The organism is Achromobacter sp. SIMBA_011 (genome assembly GCF_046535435.1).
GTDB lineage: Bacteria > Pseudomonadota > Gammaproteobacteria > Burkholderiales > Burkholderiaceae_B > Achromobacter > Achromobacter dolens.
In genome coordinates this window covers 38,376-58,102 of the sequence record NZ_JAWRWN010000001.1, presented here as the reverse complement: position 1 = coordinate 58,102, position 19,727 = coordinate 38,376, and the positions used below count along the sequence as shown (strand labels likewise).

Genomic DNA, 19,727 nt, shown 5'->3' with positions numbered 1-19,727 from the left:
TTTTATTCATGGAAGGCGCAACATAAAATACGGCTCGAATATTGAAAGTGTCAAGACTGCCAAATCAAAAATCCGAAGAAATTTGGAAATAAATGACGGCGGAAAATAGACGCGAGCTTTTTGTCAGAAATTTGAGCGCCGGATCAGAATGAGTAAAGAGTTTACATTTGCCATCAAGAGCATTTGTTTCGATGAGGATTATCGTCCCGCGGACAATACGCGAATCACGACCAACTTCGCCAATTTGGCCCGGGGGGAGAGCCGTCAGGAGAATCTGCGCAATACGCTCAGGATGATCGACAATCGCTTCAACGCCTTGGCGCACTGGGATAATCCCAAGGGCGATCGCTATTCCGTAAAGCTCGAGATCGTTTCCGTCGAATTGAATATCGGAGGCCAAAGCAGCGGTAACGGCCTGCCGCTGATCGAAGTGCTGAAGACGAGCATTTTCGACCGGCATACCAATGAACGCTTCGAGGGCATCGTAGGCAATAACTTTTCCTCGTACGTGCGGGATTACGACTTCAGCGTGCTGCTGCTGGAGCACAACAAGAATACGACCGCCTTCAGCACGCCGGAGAATTTTGGCGACCTGCACGGCAAGCTCTTCAAGAGCTTCGTGAATTCGAGCACCTATAAGGAAAACTTCCACAAGGCGCCCGTCATCTGTCTGAGCGTTTCGAGCAGCAAGGTCTATCAGCGCACCGAAAACCAGCATCCCGTGCTGGGCGTCGAATACCTGCAGGACGAGTATTCGTTGACGGACGAGTATTTCAAGAAAATGGGAATGAAGGTGCGCTACTTCATGCCGCCCAACAGCGCCGCGCCGCTGGCGTTCTATTTCACCGGCGATCTGCTGGGCGATTACACCAATCTCGAGCTGATCAGCACCATCAGCACGATGGATACCTTCCAGAAGATCTATCGGCCCGAGATCTACAACGCCAACTCGGCTGCCGGGAAGTCCTACCAGCCGAGCCTGAAGCACCAGGATTATTCCCTGACCCGCATTGTCTACGATCGGGAAGAGCGTAGCCGGCTGGCTGTCGAGCAGGGCAAGTTCGTCGAGGAAAACTTCATCAAGCCGTATCAGACGGTTCTTGAGCAGTGGTCCGCGGCCACCCCACATTGATTAATAAAGAGCATCAGGTCTTATTGTGAAAAAACTGCTTCCCACCTCCACCGCCGGCAGCCTGCCCAAACCTTCCTGGCTGGCAGAGCCCGAGACCCTGTGGTCGCCCTGGAAATTGCAGGATGGCGGACTGATCGAGGGCAAACAGGATGCCCTGCGCCTGTCGCTGCAGGAACAGCAGCACGCGGGCATCGACATCGTCAGCGATGGCGAACAGACGCGCCAGCATTTCGTGACGACGTTCATCGAGCACCTGGACGGCGTCGATTTCGAGAACCGCAAGACCGTCCGTATCCGCGACCGCTATGACGCGAGCGTGCCGACGGTGGTGGGCGCGGTGGCGCGCAAGAAACCGGTCTTCGTCGAGGATGCCAAGTTCCTGCGCCAGCAGACCAAGCAGCCGATCAAGTGGGCCCTGCCCGGTCCGATGACGATGATCGACACGCTGTATGACGATCACTACAAGAGCCGCGAGAAGCTGGCTTGGGAATTCGCCACGATCCTCAACCAGGAAGCCAAGGAGCTGGAAGCGGCCGGCGTCGACATCATCCAGTTCGACGAGCCCGCCTTCAATGTCTTTTTCGACGAGGTCAATGACTGGGGCGTCGCCACGCTGGAACGGGCCATCGAAGGGCTGAAGTGCGAAACCGCCGTCCACATCTGCTATGGCTACGGCATCAAGGCCAATACGGATTGGAAGAAGACGCTGGGTTCGGAATGGCGGCAATACGAGGAAGCCTTCCCCAAGCTGCAGAAGTCCAATATCGACATCGTTTCGCTGGAGTGCCACAACTCCCACGTGCCGATGGAGCTCATTGAGCTGATTCGCGGCAAGAAGGTGATGGTGGGCGCCATTGACGTGGCGAGCAATACCATCGAGACGCCCGAGGAAGTGGCCAACACCTTGCGCAAGGCGCTGCAGTTCGTGGACGCCGACAAGCTCTATCCGTGCACCAACTGCGGCATGGCTCCGCTGTCGCGTGCGATCGCGCGCGCCAAGCTGAGCTCGCTGAGCGCAGGCGCGGAGATCGTCCGCAACGAACTCTCGAACTGATTTCGAGACGGGAAATGGCCGTCGCAAGCTGCTTGCGACGGACCTGCCCGCAAGGCCTTACATAGCATTCGCGCTGCACCCAGTCGCCAGTTTTGGCAGTCCCTACCATGTCACTCCCCAGTCCCGCCATCGAGCCGTTGCGCTTTCGTGAAGCGCTCGGGCACTACGCGTCCGGTATCACGGTGGTCACCACCCACATCGATGGCGAGCCGATCGGCTTTACCTGCCAGTCGTTCCACAGCGTGTCGATGAGCCCGCCGCTGGTGTCGTTCAGCGTGATGTCCAATTCGGCCAGTTATCCCAAGATCCGCCAGGCGGGCCGCTTTGCCGTGAACATCCTGTCGGATGCGCAAGTCGAGGTGTCCAACCAGTTCGCCCGGCGTGGCACAGACAAGTGGCGCGGCATCGACTGGAAGGAATCGCCGCTGGGCAATCCGCTCATTGCCGGCAGCCTGCACTGGATCGATTGCGAGATCCACGCGGAATACGCCGCCGGTGACCACGTGATCGTGATTGGCGAAGTGAAGGCGCTGAATCTGCAGGAAGCGGCGGCCACGCAGCCATTGCTGTATTTCAAAGGGCAATATCGCAACATCGCCGCGCACGGCGCGGCTTGAGCGCCAATCGCCGCTGGCCGAATCCGTTGCGGCGCGAGTTGGCGCGGCGCCCCTGAACGACTTGGTATCGAGCTGTCTTGAGTGCATTGAAACAGGCGTTGAACGCGAGACGCTTCGCCTGCGTGCTGGAGATCATTCCTCAACAGTCTCCCGCGCGCCGGGCCGCGCTCGAGCGGATCGTGCAACGCGGGCACCTGGCCGGCTGGCCGTTGCTGCCTGCCTTCGCCGACCGCGTCGGCCTGCATTCCGACCTGAGCCCCCTGCAGGGGGCAGGGGCGCTGGGCGATCCGGCTTCATCGCTGTTGCATTTCTCGGGCAAGGATCGCGCGCGCGCCGACCTGCTGGGCCAGATGGACGCGATGCAGGCGCGGGGCCTGTCGCAACTGCTGCTGCTCAGTGGCGACCGCCTGCCTGGCCATGATCCGGGACGGGCGCCCGTGCGCTATCTGGAGTCGGTGCCCGCGCTGCAGATTGCCCGCGAGCACGGCCCGGACTGGCTGCTGGGCGCGGCGTTGAACCCGTTCAAATACCGTGAGGAAGAAGGCGCCGCGCAGTACCTGAAGGCGCAGAAGAAACTGCTGGCCGGCGCGGATTTCCTGACCCTGCAACTGGGCTTCGACGCCGCCAAGCATCTCGAAGCCCAGGCCTGGATGCGCGCCCAGGGCCGCGTCAAACCCATGCTGGCCTGTGTGATGCGGCTGACCCACAGGCGCGCGGCGGCGTTGCAGGATGTGCCCGGCATCGTCATCACCGACGCCATGCGCGAATTGCTGGGCAGGGAGCAAGAGATTTCGCCCGCCGATGCCAGCGCGCGCAGCCTCGAGCGGCTGGCGCTGCAGATCGTGGGTCTGCAATGGATGGGTTATGCCGGTGTGCATCTGTCCGGAGTGCACACGCTGGACGAATTGTTGTTGCTGGAGCAGGCGATCGCCGAGCAACGGGATGCGGTGGCCTCGCTGTCCGACTGGATGGATCGATGGCAGGCGAGTTGGCGGATGCCCGGGATGCCCCAGACAGGCTTCGCCCCTGGCATTGACGCGTGGGAGCTGGGGCAGTCCGATGTCGCGGCCACTCCCGGGGAGCGTTTGCGCTATACGCTGCTTTCCACGGTGCATGAACAGCTCTTCGATCGCACGGGATGGCTCGGCAGCGCCTTTGGCTGGAGTGTGACGCGGCCGTTCTGGAAGACCGGCGTGGCGGCGCGGGCGCTGCTCGCGGTCGAACGGACATTCAAGCGGCCGCTGGTGGGTTGTGACACCTGTGGCACCTGCCGCTTGCAGGACACACTCTACGTCTGCCCCGAGACCTGTCCCAAAGGCCTGGCGAACGGCCCCTGCGGCGGCACCCGGCTCAATCGATGCGAATTCGGCGACCGGGAATGCGTGCACAGCGTCAAGTATCGGATCGCCAAGTCCGCGGATCGGTTGCCTGCGCTGGCGCAGACGTTGATTCCCTGTATCGAGGCGGGCGACCGGCATCGCAGCTCGTGGCCCGAATGGTTCAAGCCGGAGGATCCGACGCGGGGCAATGATTGCCAATCGTTGCCAAAGTCTGGTTGATACCTCGACGCTCCCTCAGAATGCACCACGCCTTGGCGTTTGCCTGCCTGTTGCCTGACGTGGAGCCCATCCCATGCGTATCGAGACGATTTCCAGATTGGCCGTGCTGGCCGCCGTTACCGTGCTGGCGGGCTGCGCGCAACCCGTGTCGACCCGCGAAGTCGCGCTCAATGCCGATGCCTACACCGCGCGCACCCTGGTGCCCGATGCCCTGCCGCCCGCGGTGCGGGCCAGGCTGCCGGCGGCGGGCACGCAGCCCATGGGGTTTCGCGCCTTGCGCATGACGGGCACCCAGCATACCGTCGGCATCGACCACGTCGCGGTGGACAGCGAGTACGAATTGACGTTCCACAATGATCGCGACGACGGCACGTTGCGCAGTATCTATATCGGCAAGCTCAATGGCCTGCCGGTCAACTACGTGTTGGCGCTCAACTATCGCAGCCTGGCGCTGCTGATCCATCAGGCCGGCGGATTCAAGGCCGCGCAGGTGCCGCCGCGCTGGATGGCGCGCGACATCCAGCAATGGCCGGGCGATGTGTTGGCCAATCCGCCGGAAAATGCCCGGTTCACGCTCGAGAGCGAGGGCGGATGGGAAGGGCGGCGGACCGGGCCCAGGCAAACGCTCACCTGCGCCAGCGGCGCGGATTATCCCGCCAGCCGGGTCCTGACGCAGATCCCGGGGCAGGCGCTCGATGTGAACTGCGTCGAGACCAGCGAGAACGGCGTGCCGGTCCGCAAGCTGCATTACGTCTTCCTGCGCCGATTCGGCCTCACCATTACCGCCGAGATCGCGACGGCCAGGTCGGTGACTACCATGACGGTCAAATCGGTTCGGGTGGAGTAGGCGCGGAAATGGCGGGCGAACCGAACCGCCCGCGACAACGGGCGTCGACGCTTGCCAGGTTCACACGCGGAAAATACAATGAGAATCGTTTTCATTGATACGGTGCGGCCTGGAAGACCTTCCGGGGCCGCCATGCTCCCATGGCTAGCGTTCTGTCTGGCGCGCCCGGTGCCACCGGCGCGCCGCCCTTGCGGAAGATCCACCACTTGCGCCCCGGCCTGAGCCTGCAACTGGCCTGCGAGACCGATAGCGACGCGTCCACCGGGCTGGCGATGGTCGATGATCATCTGCGGATCGTGCTGGTGCTCGACGGCCGCATCGACGTCAGCTACGGACGCAGCGCCCTGCGGCTGGCTCGCGGGCAAGGAGTCGACGCGGGGGTGGTGACGTTGCGCGAGCCCGAGGAATGCAGGCGAGTGGTGCTGGGCGGCGAATCGTCGCGCCGCGTCAGCATCGGCGTGAATCGGCAGTGGCTGGAAGAATCGTTTGGCGAGACCCGGGCGCTCGCACCACATGGGGTTCCCCATCTGGCCACGCGCAGCTGGCGCGCCTCGACACGGGCCCGGCTGCTGGCCGAGCAACTCCTGAATCCACCGTCGCTGTCGCGGCAGATCGCCGGCCTGTATCTCGAAAGCCGTGCCATCGAATTGGTTATCGAGGCGTTGTCGCTCGATGGCGGGGCAGCCGGGCAGGCGACGGATCCGGCGCCGCAGCCCTCCGTTCTGCGTCGCCGCATGGTGGACCTGACGCAGTGGTTGCGGCGCCACGCCGGCGAGCCCCTGAGCATCGAGCAGATCGCGCGCCATATGAACACCACGCCCACCACCTTGCAGCGCCATTTCCGCCAGGCGCTGGGCATGACGGTATTCGACTTCCTGCAACAGGAACGCCTGCGCCTGGCGCGCCAGGCGCTCGAAGCGGAGGGGATCAACGTGACGCAGGCGGCGGCAATCGCCGGGTACGCCAATCCCGGCAGTTTTTCGACAGCGTTCCGGCGCCATTTCGGCCTGACGCCGCGGCAAGTGCGGGCGCGTCTGTAGCGGCGCCGGCGCTGGCGGCAGATCGCCGTTCGCGCGAACAAATCCGCCGTTTTCACGAACGACGCGTATCGGCACCCCATGCTCTACTCGAGTGAGAACAAATCTTATTTACTCGCAGGAGAAGTCCCGTGCCAGCCCTCGCGCCGAAGCGCCTCCCCTTCCGCCGCGCCGCTCGTCCGGCCAGGCGCCGCGCAGTCTATCCGCTGTTGCTCGCCCTGTTGGGGCAGGCTGGCGTCGCCTTCGCGGTCGACGAACCGGTCAGCCTGGAAGCCGTAACGGTCAATGCCTACCGGCCCGCCGAGACGATCGGCGGCTCGACCAAGACCGACACGCCGCTGCGCGAAGTGCCGCAATCGGTGTCGGTGATCGAGCGGCGCGAAATGGACCTGCGCGGCGTGCGTAACCTGAATGAGGCGACCCGCTACACGGCGGGTGTATTGCCCGAGAGCCAGGGCATCGACAACCGGGTCGATGATCTCTATATCCGCGGCTTCGATGCCGGCAGCTTCGGCGCGAACGTGATGCTCGACGGATTGCGCGCGCCGTCGGACAGCAGCCTGAGCTGGAACCGCACCTCGTTCAACACCTGGAACCTGGAGCGCGTCGAGGTGTTGAAAGGCCCGTCTAGCGTGCTGTACGGGCAGTTGGCGCCGGGCGGCATGGTGAACCAGGTCAGCAAGCTGCCGACGCTGGGAGAGGAGCAGGTGGTGCAGTTGCAGGTCGACGGTCACGGACGCAGGCAGACCGCGTTCGACCTGGGCGGCGCCAACGGCGACGAGAACGTGCTGTGGCGGCTGGTGGGCCTGTATGGCGACGGCGCGACACAGATCAGGCACACCGACCACGAGCAGTGGTTCATTGCGCCCAGCGCCACGATATATTTCAACGATCACGCCACGAGGTTGACGCTGCACGGCCTGTACCAGAAGGATCGGGGCGGCAGCACCTTCCAGTTCCTGCCCTACCAGGGAACGGTGGTGCCGGCCGCCGAGGGCTACATCAAGAACACCACGTTCCTGGGCGAGCCCGACTGGAACACCTACAACCGCGATATCTGGACCGCCGGCTGGCAGCTCGAACATCAGTTCAACAACGCATGGAAGTTCAGCCAGAACGCGCGCTACACGCACGTGGATTCGCTCTACCGCGCGACGGTGGGCAACGGGGTGCGCGGCGCCGCGCTCACCAACCTGAATACGCTCATCGGCGGCCGCATCCTCAATCGTCGCGCGGTGCAGGGCGAAGGCGATTCCGACGCGCAGACCATCGACACGCGCATCGAGGGCAAGTTCGGAACCGGGCCGCTTACCCACACGATGATCGCCGGCTTCGATTGGCAGAAGACCGACTGGACCTTCCTGCGCCAGGCCGCGACCGTTTCGCCGGCCGTCATCGCCATCAATGTATACGACCCGGTCTACAGCCACTACGATTTCGAGCCGACGCTGGCCAAGCAGATGTCCACTCGCGAGACCGACTCGCAGTACGGCGTGTACCTGCAGGACCAGATTGCGCTGGACCGCTGGCGCTTCACCCTGGGCGGGCGACAGGACTGGACGCGCATGGATTCCCTGAACCGTCTGACCGGTGTGCGTCAGGTGACCCGCGACGAGGCATTTACAGGCCGCGCCGGCGTCACCTACCTGTTCGACAATGGCCTGGCGCCCTACTTCAGCTATTCGGAGTCGTTCCAGCCCACGGGCGGCACGACGCGCGCAGGCAATGCCTTCAAACCGACCACCGGCACGCAATGGGAGGCGGGCCTGAAGTACGAACCGCGCTATATCGACGGCATGATCACGTTGTCGGCCTACGAGCTGTCGCAACAGAACGTGCTGACGGCCGATCCGCTCAACGAGGCCGATGAGGCCTACCAGGTGCAGACCGGCAAGGTGCGCGTACGCGGCGTTGAGCTGGAGGGCCGCATCACGCCGCTGCGGGGGCTGAGCGTCATCGGCGCCGTGACGCGCATGGATTCGAAGGTGGTGCGCAACAACGACGGCTATGCCGGCAATCGCATGATCCGGGTGCCCGACTGGATAGGCTCGATGTGGGTGGACTACACCTTCCATAGCGGTCCGCTGGCCGGCCTGGGCATGGGGGCGGGCGTACGCTATGTCGGCGCGACCTATGGCGACCTGGCCAACAACCTGCACATTCCGGCCTACACGCTGTTCGATGCCGCCCTGCGCTATGACGCGGGCAAGATCGGCGGCATGAACCTGCAGTTGGCGCTCAATGGCAGCAACCTGGCCGACAAGCGCTACGTGGCGACGTGCTCGGCGGCCACCTCTTGCTACTACGGCACCGGACGTACGGTCATGGCGACCGCGCGACTGTCGTGGTGACGGCGTGCCGCGGGCTGGCCGCGTGGCTGATGGCGCTTGCGCTGGGCCTGGGGGCGGCGGCGCATGCGGAGACGGCGCCGGATTGGCCACGACGCTTCGATAATGCCGATGGTACGCAGACCACGCTGGTTGCCGCCGCGCGGCGCGTGCTGTCGACGTCGGTGACGGTGACCGGGACACTGCTGGCCATTGAGGCACCCCTCGTGGCCAGCGCCGGCGGCGCCAATGGCCGCTTCTTCGATCAATGGGCGGCGGTCGCGCGCGAACGCGGCCTCAAGGCGCTGTGGCCGGCCGGGCAGGTCGACCTGGAAGCGGCGTACGCGGCCCGGCCCGATCTGATCATCGTCTCGGCCACCGGCGCGGACTCGGCGCGCGAGCAGCTCGATGCGCTGCGCGCCATTGCACCGGTAATCGTGGTGGATTACAGCCACCAGACCTGGCAGGAACTCGCCATGCAACTGGGCCGGGCGCTCGGCATCGAGGCCGCCGCGGCGCGCACCATTGCGGGCTTTGACGCGCGGGTCGCCGCGGCCCGCGCCCGCTTGCGCATTCCCGAGGGCGCCGTCAATATCGTCAGCTACAACGGCCCGGGCACCAATAATCCCATCGCCACGCCCGCCAGTCCGCATGCGCGCCTGCTGGCCTCGCTGGGCTTCCGCATCGAGGTGCCCGATCCGGCCTGGCACGTGGCGCTGGGCGCGCCGGGCGATTTCGTCTGGGCGCCCTACGAGGCGCTGACACGCCTGACCGCGCGCACCACTTTCGTGCTGCGCGCCGACGCCGCGGGCGCCGGCGCCCTGTTGCGCGATCCGGTGCTGGCCAACCTGCCGTCGGTGCGGGCGGGGCAGGTCTACGGCCTTGGCCGCGACGCCTTTCGCATCGATGCGTACAGTGCTGGCCAGATCATCGACACGCTGCTCGAACGCTTCGGCACATGACCTCCCCGCACCCTCCAGCCGCACGCCACCGCCTCGCATGGGCCTTGCTGCCGGCCTGCATCATCGCGATTGTCCTGCTGGCGTTGGTGAGCCTGATGGCAGGCGCGCGGCCGTTGTCGCTGGCGACGGTGGAGCACGCGCTCACCGCCTTCGATGCGCGTGACAACGAGCATCTGCTGCTGCGCTATCTGCGCTTACCGCGTACAGTGCTGGCGCTGGTTGCAGGCGGGGCGCTCGGCGTAGCGGGGGCGCTCATGCAGACCTTGACGCGCAATCCGTTGGCCGATCCCGGTCTGCTGGGTGTCAATGCGGGCGCGGCGGCGGCGATCGCCGCCGCCATGGCGCTGGGGGCCGTGCACGGGCCGGCGGGGCAGGTGATGGCGGGCTTTGCCGGCGCGGCGGCGGCCGGCGCGCTGGTCTACGCGGTGGGCGGGCTGCATCGCCGGCACGATCCCGTGCGGCTGGTGCTGGCGGGCGCAGCGATGTCGGCGATCCTGTTGGCCGTCACGCAGATCATCACCCTTAACAGCGAGGATCGGGTTTTCGATCAGTTCCGCCATTGGGTGGTCGGTTCATTGCAGGGGCGTTCCGGGCAGGTGCTGGTGGCCGTGCTGCCGGCCGTGGCGCTAGGCGCCGTTGGCGCATTGGCGTTGGCGCGCGCGCTGGATGTGCTGGCGCTGGGACAGGACCTTGGCAAGTCTCTGGGCGCGTGGCCGCGCCTGGTCTGGATCTGGACAGCCGTCGTCATTGTGTTGCTGGCCGGCGCGGCCACGGCCGCCGCCGGTCCGCTCGCCTTCGTCGGGCTGGCCGCGCCCCACGTGGCGCGCCATGTCTGCGGCCCCGGACATCGGCGCGTGATCCCCTACGCCGGGCTGGTGGGAGCCTGCCTGCTGCTGGCCGCAGATACCCTGGGCCGGGTGGTCGCGGCGCCTGACGAGATCGGCGCCGGGATCATGGCGGCGGTGCTGGGCGGACCGCTGTTCGTGGCGTTGGCGCGCCGTGCCGGGATGGGCTGACATGCGCGACACGGTCCATTCGACTGCCCGGTGGGGGCCGCGCGTGGCCGGCGCTGCGCCGCGCGCCGCGCTGGCCGGTCTGGCGTTGCTGATGTCGGCCGGAATCCTGGCGCTGGTCGCGCTGGGGACGGGCAGTGGCGGGCTGTCGCTGGGCCGCATGCTCGACATGCTGGCCGGCGGTTCGCCCGCCACGGCCGGCGAGCAACTGATCCTGGGCTTTCGCCTGCCACGCGTGCTGACCGGCCTGTTCGTGGGGGCCGCACTCGGTGTATCGGGGGCGGTGTTCCAGTCGCTGTCGCGCAATCCGCTGGGTTCCCCCGATCTCATTGGCTTCACCACGGGCGCGGCTTCCGGCGCCTTGCTGCACATCATCCTGTATGGCCCGTCCGTGATAGGCGCGGCCGGGGGCGCGGCCCTTGGCGGCCTGCTGACCGCAGCCATGGTCTGGATGCTGGCCTATCGTCGCGGCGGGATGAGCGCGCGGCGGCTGGTGCTGGTCGGTATCGGCGTGGGCACGATGCTGCATGCCGTGAACGGCCTGTTGCTGGTCAAGGGCGACCTGGATCATGCGCTGCTGGCGAATCTCTGGTTGTCCGGCTCCCTCAATGCGCGCACCTGGACGCATGCCTGGCTGGCGGGGGGCGCCCTCGCGTTGTGCCTGCCCCTCGTGTGCGCGTCGGCGCGCGGTCTGGCTTTGCTGGAAATGGGCGATGATCTGGCCAACCAGCTGGGCGTGCCGGTGGCGCGGGTGCGCGTGACGATGTTCTTCTGCGCGGTGATGCTGGCGTCGCTGGCCACGGGCGCGGCCGGGCCGATCGCCTTCATCGCGTTGGCCGCGCCGCAACTGGCCCGGCGCCTGCTGGGCGGCGCGGGCCCCTCGATCATCGGCTCGGCCGCCATGGGCGCCTGCCTGGTGATCGGCGCTGACGTGCTCGGCCAGTGGCATCCGTGGCAATTGACCCTGCCCATCGGCAAGCTGACCGGCTTGCTGGGGGGGCTTTATCTGATCTGGCTGCTGCTGCGCCGCGGCCCCCGCTGACACTATCCGATTGCGACGAGCCTGCATGCGCGACTGCCCTCCCTCCCCGCCCGCCGATGTGGTGCTGCGCGCGCGCAGACTCACGCTGGCACATGAGCTGTCGCCCGTGTGCCAGGACCTGGACCTGGATATTCCCGCCGGACGCATCACCGTCATCCTGGGGCCCAACGGCTGTGGCAAGTCGACGCTGCTGCGCGGATTGGCCCGCCTGCTGGCGCCCCAGGCGGGTCGGGTGGAACTTGAGGGCAAGGCGCTGCAGCGGTATGGCGCGCGCGAGCTGGCGGTCCGGTTGAGCCTTCTGCCCCAGGCGCCGCAAGCGCCGGACGGCATCCGGGTGCGGGAGCTGGTCGCGCGCGGCCGTTATCCGCACCAGACCTTCTGGCGGCCCTGGTGCGCGGCCGACGACGACGCGGTGCTACAGGCCCTGGCGCAGACCGGCCTGGCCGCGCTGGCCGACCGGCCGGTGCACACCCTGTCGGGCGGGCAGCGCCAGCGCGCCTGGCTGGCGTTCGCGTTGGCGCAGAACGCGCCGGTGATGCTGCTCGACGAACCCACTACCTATCTCGATATCGCCCACCAGCTCGACGTGCTGGACCTGTGCCGCCGGTTGAACCGGCAGCAGGGCAAGACGCTGGTGATGGTGCTGCATGACCTGAACCAGGCGGCGCGCTATGCCGATCACATCATCGCGCTGCGCGACGGCAAGGTCGAGGCCTGCGGGCCGCCTGTCGATGTCCTCACGCCGCAGCGGGTGCAGCGCCTGTTTGGCATCCGCTGCGTGGTGACGGCCGATCCCGTTTCCGGCACGCCGCTGGTCGTGCCCATTGCCAGCGCAGCCCGCGATTGAACGCGTATTTCAAGGAGTCCCGCGTCATGCATTCATCCCCCTTGTGCATCGGATTGTCCCTGGCCGCCACGTGGCTGTCCGCCTCGGCATGGCGGCGGTCCGACAGCCGGGTCGAGCAGTTGTGCGACCTGGATTTCTACCGTCTTATCGCGCAGCGCGCGGAGGCAGCCTGCCTGGACTTCGTGTTCCGCCCCGATGCGTTGTTCCTGGACCTGCCGGCCCTGGCGCAAGGCCCTGGTTTCAGCAGCCTCGATCCGGCGCTGTTGTTGGCTGCGCTGGCGCGGGATACGCGGCACATCGGCCTGGTGACGACCGCCGCCACCTCGTTCAATCCTCCCTACGTGGTGGCGCGGCAATTGCAATCGCTCGATTGGATCAGCGACGGCCGCGCGGGCTGGAACATCGTCACGGCGCTCGACGGCAGCCAGAACTTTGGCGATGCGCCGCTGCCGCCGTCGGCGCAGCGCTATCGCAAGGCGTTGGAGTTCACCGAGGTGGTGCAGGCGCTGTGGCGCAGCTATCCGCAGGACGCGGTGCTGGCGGACCGGACATCCGGGCGGTACGCCGATCTGGCCCGCATCGGCCCGATCGCGCATCGCGGCGAGTATTTCAGTGTGCAGGGGCCGTTGAATGTGCCCGCCCGCGCCGGCGGCCGCATTCCCCTGTTCCAGGCGGGCGCCTCGGACTGGGGGCGGGATTTCGCCGCCCGGGTGGCCGACGCGGTGTTCGCCGCAACGCCCGACGTGGCGTGCGGCCAGGCCTTGCGGAAGGACCTGCGGCGGCGCGTGGCCGCCTATGGCCGCGCGCGGGACGCTATACGGGTGCTGCCCGGCCTGAGCTTGTACCTGGCGCCCACCCGGGCGCAGGCCCTGGCGCTCCATGAGGCGACCCACGCGGGCCAGGATGCGTCGCGCAAGCGCCATTACATCGGGCAGGCACTCGGCCTGGACGTCGAGCACCTTGATCCGGCGGCGCCCATTACGGCGCGCATGCTGGGGCAGCCGCAGACGGGGTTGCGCAGCCCGACACACGCCCAGTTGCTGCGCCGCCTGATCGAACGCGAGCAACCCTGTCTGCGCGAATTGCTGGCGCGGCCCGAGGCCAGCGCGTCAGCGCATTGGACGGTGGTCGGTACCGTCGACGATGCGGTCGATGCGATCCGCCAGCGCGCCGAAGCGGAAGCGGCAGACGGCTTCATCGCGTTACCGGGCGGCGCGATGCAGTCGCTGGACCTGTTCCTGGAGGCGGTGATGCCGCGGCTGGCGGCGCTGGGGTTGGCGCGGCGCGCATACGCCAGCACGACGTTCGCGGGCAACCTGGGGTTGGCGTGACGACTGGCGGCGCGTGCGTTCGCGCCGCCGGCTAGTCGATGACCTTGCCCTGCCGATCGATCGACAGCCAGTTTCCGCCCGACCACCAGCGATGCTCGCCATCGCTTTCTTCCTTGCAGCCGAAGCCCACGCTGGCCCTGCCGTCCTTGAACGGAAAGGCGCAGTCGTAGACGGGGGCGACGACGATGGCGCCGGTTTCTTCGTCGGCATAGCCGATCTTGCCGTTCAGGCGGATGCGGTAGCGCCCGTCCTGTGGATAGTCAGGCCCGTTGTCGAACAGGTAGACCTGGTAGGGTTCGCGCAATTGCACGTCGGCGACACGGAATCCGCCGGCCTGTTTATCGAGATAGATGCAGTAGCGGAATGGATTGCTGGCAAGGAAGCACTCGTCTATCCATTCGGGTTCCAGCGACCGCTGCTTCAGGGTGGCACGGGCCTGTGCGGCGGTGTCATCGAGGTCTGCTTGGGCCATGGCCGGAAGCGGCAGGGCCAGCAGGATGAGCAGGAGCGGGCGGATGAGGGACATCGCGGTGGGTGGCGGCGGCCGCCATGGCAAGAGGGACGGAGCGTCATCATAGGCCGTTTGCCGCGGGGTGCGCGCCGCCGGGGCGCAATGTCAGGGGGCGACCGCGGGCGCCGCGAGTGGCGGTATTCCGCCGGCCGCTCAGGCCGACGCCGTCATGCCGCCGCCGGCCTCCATGCTGGCGCCGCCCACGCCGCCACTGTCCAGGCCGGCGCCGGTCGGGCCGCCGCCTTCGATCGCATGGGCCGATTTTTCGGCGTCGGCCAGGGCGTCCTGCACCTCGGCGACCTGTTTCTGGGTGGCCTTGTCCTGCATGCGCAGCTTGCTCTTGAGCATGGCGAGCAGTTCCTTCATGGCGCGGATGGCGTCGCGCACCGCCTGGGCATCGTCCTGGCGGCGCTTCTGCTCGACCTGCCGTTCCTGGCGGGATTCGGCGGCGGACGTCGACTTGTCGTCGTCGCCGCTGGCGGCATTGGGTTTGTCTTGCTCGCCGGGCACCGAGACGTCCTTGGCGGCGTCGCGCGGCGCCGGGGTCGCGGCTTGCGCCGCGGGGGCGGGATCCGCCGCTTCGGCCGTGTCGGCGGCGGTCGCGACGGCGGTGTCGCTGGCGGCGGCATAGGCCGCCACGGCGCGCGAGGCGGTGGCGGCGCTGGGCACGGCGGCCTGGGCCGATGCTGCGTCGCCGGCATCGGCTGACGCGGGCCCGGCGGCGTTGGCGTCTTCGGCCGTGGTGGCCTGCGAGACGGTGGCGGCGGGGCCGTCCGTCGCGGGGCCGCTGGCACCCTGCACCACGGGCGCCGCCGTGGCGTCGGCGGCGCTCGCGGCCGGCGCGGCGCTGGCGCTGGTTTTGAGCGCCGCGGCGGCCTGGCCGAGTTCGCCGGCCAGTTGACGTAGTTCCAGAAGGATGGATTTGGCCGCGGCCTTGCCCAGGAACATCAGCATTTTCTTGAGCATCTCGATGCGCTGCTTGATCTGCGAGACGCGGGAGCGGGCGAAATCCTGGCGCGACTGGGCCGCATCGACGGCGATCTGCGAGGCGGCCTTGCGCGCCTTGGCGGCGCGTTCGAGGGCGTCGTCGCTCAGCACCACGCGGACCGAGACCGGGCGGTCGCTGGTCGTGGTTTCCAGGTTCTGCGCCTTGGCATCGGCGTCGGCGTCGCGTCTGGCGGCGCGCGGGTCGCTGCCGGCGGGGACGGCGGGAGGAAGGAGGTTGTCGGTGGCCAATGGCTGCATGGGGATGTTCCGGTAAGGCGGGGCACATGGCATCGGGGACGGGCCGGGTCGGCCGCTGCCCGCGATGGCGAGGTGACACGATATGTACGGCTGTCCGGCGCGCATTCTTTAACCGGCGGCGGTGGGGATCGGTCCGAGATCGCGTCGCGGGCGGGCGGCGGTGGTATCTTCTGCCCCATGTCCGCCCGTGATTCCTCCTTGTCCCTGTCCAGCGCGCCGGTGGCGCCAGACGCCGCCCGGCCCTACGTGCAGGCCGCCGGCACCACACGCACCCTGCATTTTTCCGAGAAAGTCATCCAGAGCCGCATGTCGACGCTCAATCCCGACGCGCTCGACCTGGAGTACACGCGGATGATGATGGGCTTCGTGCTGTTCGCCCCGGAGCCCGCCGACATTCTGATGGTGGGGTTGGGCGGCGGTTCGCTGGCCAAGTTCTGCCATCGCTACCTGACGCGTTCGCGCATCGCGGTGGTCGAGATCGACCCGGCCGTGATCGCGCTGCGCGAGGCGTTCATGGTCCCGCCCGACAGCGATCGCTTCCGGGTGGTGCAGGCCGACGGCGCCGATTATGTGCGCGGCCTGTGCGAGGCCGCCGACGTGCTGCTGCTCGACGGTTTTGACGATGCCGGGATTCCTGACGCGCTGTGTTCGGCGGATTTCTACGCGGACTGCCATCGCGCCCTGCGCGACGACGGCATCCTCGTGATCAACTTCCACGTCAACCATCCGGATCACCACGAGTACCTGGACCGGGTGCGGACCGCGTTCGGCAGCGCCATGTTCGAGGTGGTGGACGACGACATGACCAACAGCATCGTCTTCGCCTGCAAGGGCGACCTGCTGGATGATCCCGCGGCGGCCGACCTGAAGCGACCGGCCGCGATCGCCAAGGATGCCTGGCGCCAGTTGATGCCGACCTTGCGCGTGATCGGGGCCACGCGGGAATTGAAGTAGCACCGGGGGCGGGTTGCGCGGCCGCCCTACATCTGGTTGCGGGCGGCGGACTTTGGTTGCATCTGGCCGGCCAATGTGTCGCGAGGGCTTGATAGCATCCCCGCTTTCCCCGACAGGCAGGTCGCCCACCATGAGTATCTTCTCCCGCTTTTTCGGCCGCTCCGATACGCCCGGCGAGACCGCGGCCCTCACGGCCAATCCCGATATCGACAATCCATCCAGCCTGCAGGTCGTGTTCGCGGCGCCGCTGGCCCTGAAAGCCGACGCGCTGGCGGCGGCCTTGCGCGCCTACCACCCGGAAATGCGCCAGGCGCGCGCCGAGATCGAGCCGGACATGCCGGAACTGGTGGGCATGGTCGGCTGGGGCAGGCATGTGGTGCGCATGGTGGGCTGGAACGCGCCGTTGCCCCAGGAGGCGCTGGAAGTCTGCGTGGCGCCCGCGCACTACCCCGCGCCGGTCAAGGAGCAGGTGCGCGCCCACGTCAGCCACATTCTGCTGTACTACGCGGGCTTCGACGAGGATCCGCTGGAGCAGTACGTGGCGATGGCCGCGGTGGCTGGCGCGCTGGGTCGCTTCAACGCGGTCGCGGTGCTGAACGAGCATGCGCATACCTCGTTGCCCGCCGGCGTGTTCACCGACGATTCGCTGGGAGACGAAAGCCTTGAGGTGCTGCGTTCGCTGCCGCTGACCATGCTGTATTGCGGCTTCGTGAAATACGAGGTCGAAGGCGTGCAGGGCGTATGGATGCGCACCTACGGCGGCGACCGTTTCGGCCTGCCGGATTTCGCCGTGCTGGCCGAGGGTCACCACCAGGGCGAGGAGTATTCCGGCATGTTCAATAACATCATGGCCTACATGCTGGACAGCGGCGCCGAGTTGGCCGCCGGACATACCATGCAGATCGGCGAGGCCCGCTACATGAAGCTGCGCGAGCCGCGGGAGGCCGAGTACTACCTGCAGGGGCCTGGCCCGGTGCTGGTGGCGGAGATCATCGACGCTTCGCAGATCAATCAGCCCGAAGCCGGCCCCCAACACTGACGTCCCGCCGGGCCGGCGTTCGTCCGGCCCATTGGCGCCCCGGCCGGGGCGCCGTCACATGACCTTGCTTGCCTCTCGCTGCGTTTCATTTGGAAATTATTCTGCCGCCTGCCGATGCGTTGCGGCCCAAGAAAATTCCACCCTGGCACAGCGTTTCAAAAATCGGACAAATAGAAGCGCGCACATAGGAGGGAATGGCCGAAGTTGGGGCCATTAATACGAAATAGCGCATTTCAATCCGTCACTTCCAAATATAAATTCTGTATTCAATTGTATATACTCGCCGCCGGATTTCTTTCTTTCAAACGACGCCCGGCGGGTTTGGCGCGGGCCAGCAGGAGAGTGGCATGTTGAAGAAGGCAGTACAGCTTGGCGCGGTAACGATGTTGTCGCTGGTGGTCGCGGGTTGCGCCACCGAACGCTCCCAGTCCGTGGCGGTCCCCGCCGTGGCGGCGGCCAGCAAGCCCTATCAAGGCGTGCGCAGCCCGATCTCGGTAGGCAAGTTCGACAACCGCACCAACTATCTGCGTGGCGTGTTCTCCGACGGCGTGGACCGGCTGGGCGGCCAGGCCAAGACGATTCTCGTCAGCCACCTGCAGCGCAGCGGCCGGTTCCAGGTGATGGATCGCGAGAACCTCTCCGAGATCGCCCAGGAAGCCGCCTTCAACAAGAAGGCCAGCCAGATCAAGGGCGCGCGCTACGTGGTGACGGGCGACGTGACCGCCTTCGGCCGCAAGGTGACGGGCGACCAGCAGTTGTTCGGCATTCTCGGCCGCGGCAAGGAACAGGTGGCCTATGCCAAGGTCGACCTGAACGTGGTCGACGTGACGACGTCCGAAGTGGTGTATTCCGCGTCCGGCGCCGGCGAATACAGCCTGTCCAACCGCGAAGTCATCGGCTTCGGTGGCACCGCCGGGTACGACTCGACGCTGAACGGCAAGGTGCTGGATCTGGCGATCCGCGAGGCCGTCGACCGCCTGGTCGACGGTATCGAACAGGGCGCCTGGCAGCCCGTACAACAGTGAAAGGGCGCCCCATGTTGAACAATCTGGCGATGGTTCGCCCGGTCGCGCTCGGGCGCGCCGGCCGCATCCTGGCGGTGGCCGCCCTGGCGGGCGCGCTGACTGCGTGCGCGCAACCCAAGAGCATGTATAGCTGGCAGTCATACCAGCCTTCGGTCTACGCCTACCTCAAGGACGACGGCGCCGATTACGCGGCGCAGACGCTGGCGATGGAAAAGAACATCGAGACCGCGCGGGCGACCAACGCGGAACTGCCGCCGGGCTTCCGCGCGCATCTTGGCATGCTGTATCTGAAGATGGGCGAAGGCGCCAAGGGCGTGGAGCAGTTGGAAGGCGAGAAGGCGGCTTTCCCGGAGTCCAAGCCGTTCATGGACTTCCTGCTGCGCAACGCCAGCAAGACGGCGGAAAACGCGTCGCAGGCCGCCCAGCCCGAGGCGGCGAAACCCGCGGCGCCCGCCAGCCAGGCCGCGCCTGAGCAAGCAACCAAGAAGGGAGCCTGACATGACCACGACCCTCCGTATCGCCGTGCTGGCGCTGGTGGCCTTGCTGGCCGGCTGCGCCGCGCCGCAACGCAATGTGGACTACGCCGCTTTCCGCGAGAGCAAGCCGGCGTCGATCCTGGTGCTGCCGCCGCTCAATACCTCGGTGGACGTGGCCGCGACAGCCGCGGTCTTGTCGCAGGCAACCTTGCCGCTGGCGGAATCGGGTTACTACGTGATCCCGGTGGCGGTGATGGACGAGACGTTCAAGCAGAACGGCCTGACCAGCGCCGAAGAAATCCATGAGCTGCCGGCTCCGCGGCTGCGCGAGATCTTCGGCGCCGATGCCGCGCTGTACATGACCGTCAAGCAGTATGGCTCCAGCTACGCCGTCCTTTCCAGCTCGATCACGGTCTCCATCGATGCCGCGCTGGTCGATCTGCGCACCGGCGCCAAGCTGTGGGATGGCAGCAAGCAGGTGGTGCAGGCCAGCAATGGCGGCGGCGGCCTGATCGGCATGCTGGTGCAGGCGGTGGTGGACCAGGTGGTCAACACGCTGTCCGACCGCAGCTTCGGCGTGGCGGGCATGACCAACAACATGCTGCTCAGCGCCGGCACGCCGGGCGGCATCCTGTACGGTCCGCGTTCGCCGCGCTACGCCGCGCAGTAAGTCCCCGACGTTTGCATCGGGTCGCACAGCCCTCGAACC

General features: G+C 66.8%; 19 protein-coding genes. 17 read left to right on the top strand and 2 right to left on the bottom strand.

What is annotated here, in order from left to right; genetic code table 11:
- Window positions 1–148 precede the first annotated feature (148 nt).
- The 12 genes from SB816_RS00270 to SB816_RS00215 all read left to right on the top strand — a co-directional run bounded on the left by SB816_RS00270 (window position 149) and on the right by SB816_RS00215 (window position 13,768).
- Window positions 149–1,132, top strand: coding sequence for a DUF1852 domain-containing protein (locus SB816_RS00270; protein ID WP_410546384.1), 984 nt, complete (start codon window positions 149–151; stop codon window positions 1,130–1,132).
- Between the two features lie 25 nt (window positions 1,133–1,157).
- A complete protein-coding gene (locus SB816_RS00265; RefSeq protein ID WP_175143653.1) occupies window positions 1,158–2,186 on the top strand; it encodes a methionine synthase in 1,029 nt (342 codons plus the stop codon).
- Window positions 2,187–2,293: 107 nt separating this feature from the next.
- Window positions 2,294–2,803, top strand: a complete 510-nt coding sequence (locus SB816_RS00260) for a flavin reductase family protein (RefSeq protein ID WP_054503695.1) — start codon at window positions 2,294–2,296, stop codon at window positions 2,801–2,803.
- A gap of 86 nt (window positions 2,804–2,889) precedes the next feature.
- The gene (locus SB816_RS00255; protein WP_205760204.1) at window positions 2,890–4,362 is read left to right on the top strand and encodes a methylenetetrahydrofolate reductase C-terminal domain-containing protein; all 1,473 of its coding nucleotides are present in this window, start codon (window positions 2,890–2,892) and stop codon (window positions 4,360–4,362) included.
- Between the two features lie 73 nt (window positions 4,363–4,435).
- Window positions 4,436–5,209: a hypothetical protein gene (locus tag SB816_RS00250; protein ID WP_410546383.1), complete on the top strand. Its 774-nt coding sequence runs from the start codon at window positions 4,436–4,438 to the stop codon at window positions 5,207–5,209.
- 140 nt (window positions 5,210–5,349) lie between these two features.
- On the top strand, window positions 5,350–6,249 hold the full coding sequence (locus SB816_RS00245) for a helix-turn-helix domain-containing protein (protein ID WP_410546382.1): 900 nt from the start codon (window positions 5,350–5,352) through the stop codon (window positions 6,247–6,249).
- 128 nt (window positions 6,250–6,377) lie between these two features.
- On the top strand, window positions 6,378–8,597 hold the full coding sequence (locus SB816_RS00240; protein ID WP_254607704.1) for a TonB-dependent siderophore receptor: 2,220 nt from the start codon (window positions 6,378–6,380) through the stop codon (window positions 8,595–8,597).
- Entirely contained in the window at window positions 8,591–9,535 is a 945-nt protein-coding gene (fepB, locus tag SB816_RS00235) for a Fe2+-enterobactin ABC transporter substrate-binding protein (protein WP_081273449.1), read from the top strand. Before SB816_RS00240 ends, fepB begins: the two co-directional genes overlap by 7 nt.
- On the top strand, window positions 9,532–10,551 hold the full coding sequence (locus tag SB816_RS00230) for a FecCD family ABC transporter permease (RefSeq protein ID WP_410546381.1): 1,020 nt from the start codon (window positions 9,532–9,534) through the stop codon (window positions 10,549–10,551). Before fepB ends, SB816_RS00230 begins: the two co-directional genes overlap by 4 nt.
- Before the next feature lies 1 nt (window position 10,552).
- Complete coding sequence (locus SB816_RS00225) at window positions 10,553–11,590, top strand: FecCD family ABC transporter permease (RefSeq protein WP_064524590.1); 1,038 nt, start codon at window positions 10,553–10,555, stop codon at window positions 11,588–11,590.
- Window positions 11,591–11,615: 25 nt separating this feature from the next.
- Window positions 11,616–12,437: an ABC transporter ATP-binding protein gene (locus tag SB816_RS00220; protein ID WP_175143658.1), complete on the top strand. Its 822-nt coding sequence runs from the start codon at window positions 11,616–11,618 to the stop codon at window positions 12,435–12,437.
- A 26-nt stretch (window positions 12,438–12,463) separates the two neighbouring features.
- Complete coding sequence (locus SB816_RS00215; RefSeq protein ID WP_372413158.1) at window positions 12,464–13,768, top strand: NtaA/DmoA family FMN-dependent monooxygenase; 1,305 nt, start codon at window positions 12,464–12,466, stop codon at window positions 13,766–13,768.
- A 31-nt stretch (window positions 13,769–13,799) separates the two neighbouring features.
- Here SB816_RS00215 and SB816_RS00210 read toward each other — a convergent pair whose 3' ends face one another.
- Together SB816_RS00210 and SB816_RS00205 are read right to left on the bottom strand one after the other, a co-directional pair.
- Window positions 13,800–14,294, bottom strand: coding sequence for a hypothetical protein (locus tag SB816_RS00210; RefSeq protein ID WP_410546380.1), 495 nt, complete (start codon window positions 14,292–14,294; stop codon window positions 13,800–13,802).
- A gap of 138 nt (window positions 14,295–14,432) precedes the next feature.
- Window positions 14,433–15,524 (bottom strand): hypothetical protein, encoded by a 1,092-nt coding sequence (locus tag SB816_RS00205; RefSeq protein WP_410546379.1) that lies wholly within the window; start codon window positions 15,522–15,524, stop codon window positions 14,433–14,435.
- 177 nt (window positions 15,525–15,701) lie between these two features.
- On the opposite strand from SB816_RS00205, the gene SB816_RS00200 reads away from it, so the two are divergent.
- From SB816_RS00200 to SB816_RS00180, 5 genes are all read left to right on the top strand, one after another.
- A complete protein-coding gene (locus SB816_RS00200) occupies window positions 15,702–16,478 on the top strand; it encodes a fused MFS/spermidine synthase (protein ID WP_175190336.1) in 777 nt (258 codons plus the stop codon).
- Between the two features lie 130 nt (window positions 16,479–16,608).
- Window positions 16,609–17,517: a DUF4261 domain-containing protein gene (locus tag SB816_RS00195; RefSeq protein WP_064528775.1), complete on the top strand. Its 909-nt coding sequence runs from the start codon at window positions 16,609–16,611 to the stop codon at window positions 17,515–17,517.
- 347 nt (window positions 17,518–17,864) lie between these two features.
- A complete protein-coding gene (locus tag SB816_RS00190; protein WP_054503684.1) occupies window positions 17,865–18,542 on the top strand; it encodes a CsgG/HfaB family protein in 678 nt (225 codons plus the stop codon).
- 11 nt (window positions 18,543–18,553) lie between these two features.
- Window positions 18,554–19,039 (top strand): DUF4810 domain-containing protein, encoded by a 486-nt coding sequence (locus SB816_RS00185; RefSeq protein WP_054503683.1) that lies wholly within the window; start codon window positions 18,554–18,556, stop codon window positions 19,037–19,039.
- 1 nt (window position 19,040) lies between these two features.
- Window positions 19,041–19,688 (top strand): DUF799 domain-containing protein, encoded by a 648-nt coding sequence (locus SB816_RS00180; RefSeq protein ID WP_054503682.1) that lies wholly within the window; start codon window positions 19,041–19,043, stop codon window positions 19,686–19,688.
- Window positions 19,689–19,727 lie beyond the last annotated feature (39 nt).

What these genes read in the sequence shown, in the direction of transcription:
- SB816_RS00270 (WP_410546384.1), top strand. Translation starts at nt 149, where the DNA reads ATGAGTAAAGAGTTTACATTTGCCATCAAGAGCATTTGTTTCGATGAG.
- SB816_RS00260 (WP_054503695.1), top strand. Translation starts at nt 2,294, where the DNA reads ATGTCACTCCCCAGTCCCGCCATCGAGCCGTTGCGCTTTCGTGAAGCG.
- SB816_RS00250 (WP_410546383.1), top strand. Translation starts at nt 4,436, where the DNA reads ATGCGTATCGAGACGATTTCCAGATTGGCCGTGCTGGCCGCCGTTACC.
- SB816_RS00245 (WP_410546382.1), top strand. Translation starts at nt 5,350, where the DNA reads ATGGCTAGCGTTCTGTCTGGCGCGCCCGGTGCCACCGGCGCGCCGCCC.
- SB816_RS00230 (WP_410546381.1), top strand. Translation starts at nt 9,532, where the DNA reads ATGACCTCCCCGCACCCTCCAGCCGCACGCCACCGCCTCGCATGGGCC.
- SB816_RS00225 (WP_064524590.1), top strand. Translation starts at nt 10,553, where the DNA reads ATGCGCGACACGGTCCATTCGACTGCCCGGTGGGGGCCGCGCGTGGCC.
- SB816_RS00220 (WP_175143658.1), top strand. Translation starts at nt 11,616, where the DNA reads ATGCGCGACTGCCCTCCCTCCCCGCCCGCCGATGTGGTGCTGCGCGCG.
- SB816_RS00215 (WP_372413158.1), top strand. Translation starts at nt 12,464, where the DNA reads ATGCATTCATCCCCCTTGTGCATCGGATTGTCCCTGGCCGCCACGTGG.
- SB816_RS00210 (WP_410546380.1), bottom strand. Translation starts at nt 14,294, where the DNA reads ATGTCCCTCATCCGCCCGCTCCTGCTCATCCTGCTGGCCCTGCCGCTT.
- SB816_RS00205 (WP_410546379.1), bottom strand. Translation starts at nt 15,524, where the DNA reads ATGCAGCCATTGGCCACCGACAACCTCCTTCCTCCCGCCGTCCCCGCC.
- SB816_RS00200 (WP_175190336.1), top strand. Translation starts at nt 15,702, where the DNA reads ATGTCCGCCCGTGATTCCTCCTTGTCCCTGTCCAGCGCGCCGGTGGCG.
- SB816_RS00195 (WP_064528775.1), top strand. Translation starts at nt 16,609, where the DNA reads ATGAGTATCTTCTCCCGCTTTTTCGGCCGCTCCGATACGCCCGGCGAG.
- SB816_RS00190 (WP_054503684.1), top strand. Translation starts at nt 17,865, where the DNA reads ATGTTGAAGAAGGCAGTACAGCTTGGCGCGGTAACGATGTTGTCGCTG.
- SB816_RS00185 (WP_054503683.1), top strand. Translation starts at nt 18,554, where the DNA reads ATGTTGAACAATCTGGCGATGGTTCGCCCGGTCGCGCTCGGGCGCGCC.
- SB816_RS00180 (WP_054503682.1), top strand. Translation starts at nt 19,041, where the DNA reads ATGACCACGACCCTCCGTATCGCCGTGCTGGCGCTGGTGGCCTTGCTG.